This window comes from Hyalangium sp., assembly GCF_035629615.1.
Classification (GTDB): domain Bacteria; phylum Myxococcota; class Myxococcia; order Myxococcales; family Myxococcaceae; genus Hyalangium.
In genome coordinates, this window is record NZ_DASPHO010000261.1 from 1 (window position 1) to 6696 (window position 6696).

Sequence of the window (6696 nt, forward strand, 5' to 3'; positions counted from 1 at the left end):
CTCCTCCAGGGGGAGCACGTCCTCGCGGCGGAGGTTCTCCACCAGCGCCACCTCGAGCGCCTCCTTGTCGTCCAGCTCCCGCACGAGCGCCGGAATCGTCTTCAACTTCGCGAGCCCGCACGCACGCCAGCGCCGCTCGCCGGCGACGAGCTCGTACTTCGCTTTGCCCTTGGCGCTCTTCAAGGGCCGGACGATGACGGGCTGCAGGACGCCCAGCTTCCGTACCGACTGGGCCAGCTCCTCGAGCTTCTTCTCGTCGAAGTGCTTCCGGTGCTGCTTCGCGTTCCTCTGGATCTGCTCCAGTGGGATTGCAGACGTCTGCAAACTCTCGGACATGGGTGCTCCATGGGCTGTGAAGGGAAAGAGGGAGACCCCGCCTGGTCGGAGGGGGTTGGATGCAGGCGGGGTCTCCCGGCGCCGGGAATGGCGCTTGCCTAAAAGGGGACGTCGTCTTCACCGGCCAGCGCGGCCTTGGGCGCCAGGCCTCGCTGCTTCGCCATAGTCTCGAGTGCCGCGAGGTTGTCGCGCACCATGGGGGCCCACTTCGCGCTGGGCTCCTCCATCAGCTTCTTGTTCCCGAGGTCAATGGTTCCGCTCAGCGCGTCATCGCTGAGCTCGGAAATCATCTTCCCTCTGTGGGGGCCGAAGGCGACGATGGGCGGTCGGCTGTTGACGGAGTCGTCCTCCTGGGCTGTCGTCTTGCTGGGCGCGGGCGAGAAGATCGTCACCGTGGCGGGAGGAGTCGGGCCTGCCTGGACCTTCGAGGGCTCCGGCGCTTTAGGTGGTGGGGGGCTCGACGCGTCACCTTCATGCCCGTTCGCGTCCTCGAGATCCTCCACGTCCTGAGTAAACATGTCCGAGCAGCGAGCGAGCGCAATGGCTCCGTCCACCTGGGCGCGTTTCTTGGCCATCTTCAGGATGGTGTTGTCGAGGTCCGCAATGTCCTCGTTCTCCACGCGGCCGAGCTGCTGCGTGGTGATGCGGGTGTCATTCTCGGGGAACGTTGCCCCGCAGCCACCCCTCTTCGCCCAGCAGAAGAACCCCTCTCCCTTCTTCTTCGAGGTGAGCAGCGCCGCGTTGCTCCCACAGGTGGGGCATGCCCGCTTGGCGGTGCGCCACCGGTACCGGGACTCTCGGCTGTTGGCGGAGCCGTAACCCTCTGCGAGCGTCGCCCCGTTCGGACCGACGATCAGGCAGCGGAAGGTGTACTTGAAGAAGCCCTTCTCGAAGTCCGTGGTGCACTGGTCCTTCACGAGCTCGAAGCGAGGCTCGCAATGAAACAGCGCCACCAGCTTCTCGGCGCCGGGCTTCAGCAGGGTGGGCTTGTCGGTGCCGGGGATCTTTCCAAAATCCGTGTCCTCCACCATGCACGCCTTCACGTACTTCCCGAGGAGGTGTCGTTGCTCAATCTCCTGGGCGAGCACGTCCTCCGAGATCTGCGCGCGCCGCGCGAGGCTGACGCTCTCCACTTTCACCAGGTCACTCATCACTTCCTCCTTCAGTCATGTCCTCGGGTGCAGATCCACCGGCCTCCGCACCACGTCATCGGCAGGCCACAGCACTGACGCTCGGAGAGGGCCCGGGTGGCCGCTTGCACCGCGTCCGCCGCGGACTGGGCCGCATCCAGTGCTTTGCGTGCAGCGGCCACCTTGCGCTCAGCACGCTCCCTCTCTTCGTCGCTCCGTGCTTTCGCGAGCCACACGAGGGCTGCGGAGAGCTGGAGCTCGGCAGCGGATAGGGCGTTCACGGGCTGGCCTTCTCAAGGATGGCAGTCTTCAGATCCTGGAAGAGGCGCTCGGTGATGCCGAAGTCCGCGCAGACCCTCTGCACTTCCTCCCAGCACGCCGTGCGCATCGCCTCGGCACTGGCGTCCCAGCCTGAGGACATCCCCTCGTCATGCCCCGCGCGTTCGGCCGTCTCCATCATCTGCTCGGAGACGCGGGCAAGTGGACATCCACAGGTACAGCCACCACCAGGAGTGTGGAGATGCAGCACAGGAATGCTCACGCCAGCACCTCCTTCACATTCGCAAGGGTGCGCGCCCTCTTCTGCTGGGCCCGCGCCACCTCGCACTCGAGGCTCTCCATGTTGAAGCGGATGCTGGACTGCAGCCGCTCCACCTCGGCGCGAGCGCAGGTGAGCAGCAGGTTCTCAGCCCGCCACCGCGCCCAGGCCAGGGGAGTCCCGTCGAGCGCGAGCTGCGCGCGGCTTGCCTCGTACGCCTCCACGTGCTCCTCCTTCGCAGCGAGCCGCCCTTCAAGCGTGATGAGGGTGGTGCGCAGCTCCGCGAGAACCTTCCCGTCGAGGTGGCCTGAGAGGGAGAGCCGGGCGGCCACCAGGAGAAGGGGCTGGGTGTCGAGCCTCACTGGCCACCTTCTTTCTTCCCAGCGATCGCTCCGATCGCGAAGCGCTGAAAGGTGGGCTCCATGAAGAGCTTCGCGACGGCTCGCTGCATGCCGGTGTTGGCATGGTGAATACCCAACGCAACGGACGTGAGTCCGTGGAGGCCCGCCTGTCGACGAGCAGCATCGAGAAGCTGCCGGAAGCAGCCCTTCTTGCGGTGACCCGGAACCACGTACACGAGAGAAACGACGGCCTGATTCCACTGCCTCACGGCGTCATACGTGAGCACCGCAACGGGCGCCCCCGACTGGTCCTCAAGCCAGAAGACGCTCTCCTCATAGTCGAGCAGCAGCCACCCTCCAGGCTCGGAGTAGCCCGCCTCGGCCAACTCCAACACCGCCCGGGCGAGGAGGATCCGCACCAGATTCGGAACGCTCGCGATGGGCGCGCCCTTCAGGACGTAGTCACTCACTTGGGCACCCCTTCCAGGGCCGCACGGCGCACGTCCGTCGCGGCATTGAGCAAGGCGTGGGCCGCCGAAGCGAAGCCATCCTTCAGTGGCTGGTCATCGCTCGCATTGCCAGCATCCAACGCTGCGAGGGCGGCCGCCTCCAAGGAAGTGGCGAACGCAAGCAGCGAGGAGGTGGGAGTGTGAAACGCGGGGCGAAGGGGGCGGGGCTCAGCCATGGGCAGCCTCGATAATCTGAGAGAGGCTCTTCCTCGCCGCGGCTGCTTGGCAGGGCCCGGGAGTGCGCGGCAGGCTCTCCACCGCGCCCTCGCCGAAGCGCCACCACCACCGCCGCACAGGGGCGTGCGTGCGCAACTGCGTGCTCTCTACCGCGGTGCGCAACAGGCCACAGCGCCTGCAGCGCACCGGCTCGGAGGTGCTGCTGAGCGGGGTGCTCTCCTCGCCGGGCCAGTCGTGGCGCTGGCGGATGCTCTTGGAGAGGTTACGCATGGGCCGGCCCCAGGTGCCGAATGACTGGGGCGACCGGGCGGCACCTCCCATCGCAGTAGACAGTCTCCCCCATGGGATCGGTCGGCCCCGCGGGATGACCGTGACACTCCAACAACTCCAGCTGCGCCTGTGGCGCTTCGGACGGCTCCGGTAACAGTTCCACCTTCACGAGATACGAGTGACGGTGCCCGTCGTCGTCCACCACGGCCACGGCCATGGGCTCCTTCTTCACGAGCACGTGCGCGAGGATGACGCCGAGCCTGCGCGTCGCCTCCTCCGCCTTCATGACCACCTCCGCGAGTTGCTCCTCCCGCTTCGTCGACATGGCGTTCCTCCTGTTGGTGAACCGAGGCGCCGCACTCCCGCCATGCCTGCCGCTCTTTTCCTCTTCACCGAGAACGGCGCCTCGATGGTGCGATGAATGCAGCAAATTTTGATTCGTGTCAACTCACCATTGACACGCATCAAATTCGAGATGCATTGTGCCGCCATGAGCGCAACAGCCATCGGGCAGGGTGTAGTTGTCTGGTCCGCACCAAAAATTGGTGCGAAGCTCGCCGTCCTCATGGCCCAGAGCTACTACCCACTGGATGACGCGAAGGTCGGCGAACCCATCAGGACAAGCGTGAGCCTCACGCCGGAGCAACATCAGGACGTTGAGCTCATCGCGAAGCTCTGGAACGACCTGGACAAGGAACTGAGTCGGCGTCGCCCCAGGAAGTGGAAGGCCGCCTCTGTCATGCAGCGCCTCATCGCCGTGGGCATCGACGGGTTCTGGGCTCAGATCGGCGGGCGGCCCGTGACGAAGGATGCGCGGGAGGAAGCCATCTCCAAAGTGGTCTCCCTCGCCCGCGAGCGAACGAAGAAGTAGCGCCAACGCCAGCTCCTGCCCTGCACCCGCCCTGCTGCCCGGGTCCGGGCGGAGCCTTGTCGTGAGGGAGGGTTGCCATGAACCAGCTCGCTGCGCCGTCCGCGCCCGGAGACGCCCAGTCCACCAGCGTGGACGCATTCCCTATGCTCTCAGCAGAGCGAGGGCCGGGCATGTTCCTGGCATCGCGGGCCGTGCACCTGGAGCAGGGGGGACATGATGGAACGGACGCTGGAGCGGATCCTGGAGGAGTTGCTCGTCGAGCTGCGCGCGGTGAAGAACTCGGCCGCGTTGCCTACGGTGCTCACGAAGAGGCGTGCGGCACTGGAGCTGTCCGTCAGCCTCTCGAAGCTCAAGGGGCTCATCCGGGCTGGCGAGATCATGGTCTGCGAGGTGGGCAGCACCACCATGGTCCCTGCCTCGGAGATCCGCCGGCTCGCCCAGAGCGCTCGGGCGCAGGCCTCCAACAGCTCCTCCTCGCGCCCTGCTCACACGCGGGCCTCGAGGAAGCCCACCAGCCCCGCCGAGGAGGCGCGCCAGGTGCGCGACGCCCTCAGGAAGAGGGGCCGCTAGCCGCCCGTCGTGAGGCTCGGCAGCGGCACCGGTACGGTGGGTACGGCCACGTCCGTATAGAAGCGCCGGGTGGTGCGCGCGTCCTTGTGCCCCAGAAACTCCGCCACCTGGGCGGGCACCCCTCCGCGCTCCACGGCCCAGGTGGCCACGGTGTGCCGCATCACCCCGAAGGTGAAGGGCGGCACGGCAGCGGCGCGGCAGGCGGACTTGAGGGCCTCGTTGGCGCGGCGGGGCAGCTCCCCGCGGGCCTTCAACCGCTCGGCCGCAGCGAGCACCTCCCCGTCATTCACCGGAGTACGGGTGAGCTCGCCTCCCTTGTGCCGGGTGGTGAGCACCGCCAGGGTGTCCTCGCGGCGCGCGTACACGAGCTCGCTCTCCGGGTGGCGGACGAAGCGCTCCAGCTCCGTCACGTGCCACCCAGTGCCGGCGAGCACCACCAGCATGTCCCGGTACGCCGGGGCGAGGCCTGCAGCGGCAGCGCGTACCGTCTCCAGGGCCACCGCCTTGCGCCGGCGGTGCTTCGCCGGCGAGGCCTGGGGCACCGGCAAGTCCAAGGTGCAGTCCTGGGCGCTGGTGAGCAGGTGCCTCTCCTTGCGCAGCCACCCGAAGAAGGCCTTCAGGGCGATGATGCGGTGGGCCCGGCTGGTGCCGCGGCGTTCGAGCGCGGGCTTCACGTCGTCCCTCAGGCTGAGCTGGCGCAAGTCCCGGCCGCGCAAGTCTTCCGTCCAGTCAGCCAGGCGGGACACCATCTCGTTGGCGTGCTTCCGGGTGTTGCCCTTCTGCAGCTGCCAGTCGTGGAAGGCAAGGAGCAGTTCGGCCGTGAGCACCAGGCCCTGCTCGGGCGCCTCGCCTTCGGGTGCGTAGGCGCCGGGGTTAGCCTCGAAGCGCTCGAGCTGCTTCATGGCGCCACGCAAGGTGTGGCACCGAGTCGAGACGTGGAACCTGTGCCCGCGGACGCGGCGCTCGATGATGAAGAGCTGCTCGCCGTTCGCCTGCAGGTGCACGTACCCGCCCGGCCAGCGCTGCTTGCTCACCCTTCACCCTGCCACAACCCCGCCACAATGGAGGTACGCATGAAGGCAGTGACCCCGACAGGAATCGAACCTGTGACCTGCGGTTTAGGAAACCGCCGCTCTATCCAACTGAGCTACGGGGCCGGACAACGGGCGGTTTATAGCAGGTCGCTCCCTGGGTGCAACGAAAGCCAACCCCCGCCGGGGCGGGTTGTCCGAGCGTCATCAGGCCGCCTCCCCTCCGGCCGAACAGCGAGATGTGGCACCTCTACCCTTCCAGGAATGGGGAACACATGGGCCCCGGAGCATCATCGTCTCCGGGGTGACGATCCCGCCGGCTGGAGCCCTCCTCGATCTGGAGGGAGTCTCATGACAAACCGTCTGATCGTTGCGGTGGGGTGGGCCGCTCCTGACGGGCCAGCGGCGGTCAAAGGTAAGGCCGTGGCCACCGCCGCGCCAAGTTGCCCAGTTCAAAGTGGGGGGCGTAGGCTCTCGCCATGGCAGAACAGAGGCTGTTCCTCAGGCGGCTCCTGCTCGCAAGCTGTCTCTGGCTGGGGTGCCCAGCGCCACGAGCCATTGAAGGAGTCTGGCGGCCAGGTCCTGGGGAGGATCCAGAGCGGATCCCAGGACCCATGAAGAACTTCGGGCCGTTTCCCTCTTACGCGGACGCGCTGGAAGCGGCCTGCCCGATGATCCTCTCCAAGCCCAACGCTGTAGTGGGTTACCTTCAAGACTCCAATCTAGATCTGGCCCGGCGAACCGCGACCGAGTACTGCGGCTGGCTGTATTATACGCCAGCACACATGTACGAGTTAAGAGCTCCTAACAAAAGTCAGGTTTGAAAGGGAGGGTGGACGGATAGCCGGGCCATGAGCACCTAGGGCCCATGGCTCGCGACCTCCTACCGGATGCGCTATGGGAGCGAGTGGCTCCGCTGCTTC

At 66.7% G+C, this 6696-nt stretch carries 12 protein-coding genes and 1 tRNA gene; 2 read left to right on the forward strand and 11 right to left on the reverse strand.

Annotated elements, in window-relative coordinates; all coding sequences use genetic code 11:
• The 9 genes from VD972_RS13045 to VD972_RS13085 all read right to left on the reverse strand — a co-directional run.
• Positions 1-336: ParB/RepB/Spo0J family partition protein (locus VD972_RS13045; protein ID WP_324986142.1), on the reverse strand; the 336-nt coding region annotated here is incomplete at its 3' end.
• A gap of 98 nt (positions 337-434) precedes the next feature.
• Positions 435-1487 (reverse strand): hypothetical protein, encoded by a 1053-nt coding sequence (locus VD972_RS13050; RefSeq protein ID WP_324986145.1) that lies wholly within the window; start codon positions 1485-1487, stop codon positions 435-437.
• An 11-nt stretch (positions 1488-1498) separates the two neighbouring features.
• Positions 1499-1747 carry a hypothetical protein gene (locus VD972_RS13055; protein WP_324986148.1) on the reverse strand — a complete coding sequence of 83 codons (249 nt, stop codon included), beginning with the start codon at positions 1745-1747 and terminating at the stop codon, positions 1499-1501.
• A complete protein-coding gene (locus VD972_RS13060; RefSeq protein WP_324986151.1) occupies positions 1744-2007 on the reverse strand; it encodes a hypothetical protein in 264 nt (87 codons plus the stop codon). Before VD972_RS13060 ends, VD972_RS13055 begins: the two co-directional genes overlap by 4 nt.
• Complete coding sequence (locus VD972_RS13065) at positions 2004-2366, reverse strand: hypothetical protein (RefSeq protein WP_324986154.1); 363 nt, start codon at positions 2364-2366, stop codon at positions 2004-2006. The genes VD972_RS13060 and VD972_RS13065 overlap by 4 nt, the downstream gene beginning before the upstream one ends.
• Positions 2363-2815: a GNAT family N-acetyltransferase gene (locus tag VD972_RS13070; protein ID WP_324986157.1), complete on the reverse strand. Its 453-nt coding sequence runs from the start codon at positions 2813-2815 to the stop codon at positions 2363-2365. The genes VD972_RS13065 and VD972_RS13070 overlap by 4 nt, the downstream gene beginning before the upstream one ends.
• Positions 2812-3030, reverse strand: coding sequence for a hypothetical protein (locus VD972_RS13075; RefSeq protein WP_324986160.1), 219 nt, complete (start codon positions 3028-3030; stop codon positions 2812-2814). Before VD972_RS13075 ends, VD972_RS13070 begins: the two co-directional genes overlap by 4 nt.
• Complete coding sequence (locus VD972_RS13080) at positions 3023-3301, reverse strand: hypothetical protein (RefSeq protein ID WP_324986163.1); 279 nt, start codon at positions 3299-3301, stop codon at positions 3023-3025. The genes VD972_RS13075 and VD972_RS13080 overlap by 8 nt, the downstream gene beginning before the upstream one ends.
• A complete protein-coding gene (locus VD972_RS13085; protein WP_324986166.1) occupies positions 3294-3626 on the reverse strand; it encodes a hypothetical protein in 333 nt (110 codons plus the stop codon). The genes VD972_RS13080 and VD972_RS13085 overlap by 8 nt, the downstream gene beginning before the upstream one ends.
• A gap of 96 nt (positions 3627-3722) precedes the next feature.
• Here VD972_RS13085 and VD972_RS13090 point away from each other — a divergent pair, with 96 nt between their 5' ends.
• Positions 3723-4172, forward strand: a complete 450-nt coding sequence (locus VD972_RS13090; protein ID WP_324986169.1) for a hypothetical protein — start codon at positions 3723-3725, stop codon at positions 4170-4172.
• A gap of 213 nt (positions 4173-4385) precedes the next feature.
• Positions 4386-4742 carry a hypothetical protein gene (locus VD972_RS13095; RefSeq protein WP_324986172.1) on the forward strand — a complete coding sequence of 119 codons (357 nt, stop codon included), beginning with the start codon at positions 4386-4388 and terminating at the stop codon, positions 4740-4742.
• Here VD972_RS13095 and VD972_RS13100 read toward each other — a convergent pair.
• Positions 4739-5776 carry a tyrosine-type recombinase/integrase gene (locus tag VD972_RS13100; RefSeq protein ID WP_324986175.1) on the reverse strand — a complete coding sequence of 346 codons (1038 nt, stop codon included), beginning with the start codon at positions 5774-5776 and terminating at the stop codon, positions 4739-4741. The genes VD972_RS13095 and VD972_RS13100 overlap by 4 nt on opposite strands.
• A gap of 49 nt (positions 5777-5825) precedes the next feature.
• A tRNA-Arg gene (locus VD972_RS13105) sits at positions 5826-5899 on the reverse strand.
• Positions 5900-6696: the final 797 nt, after the last annotated feature.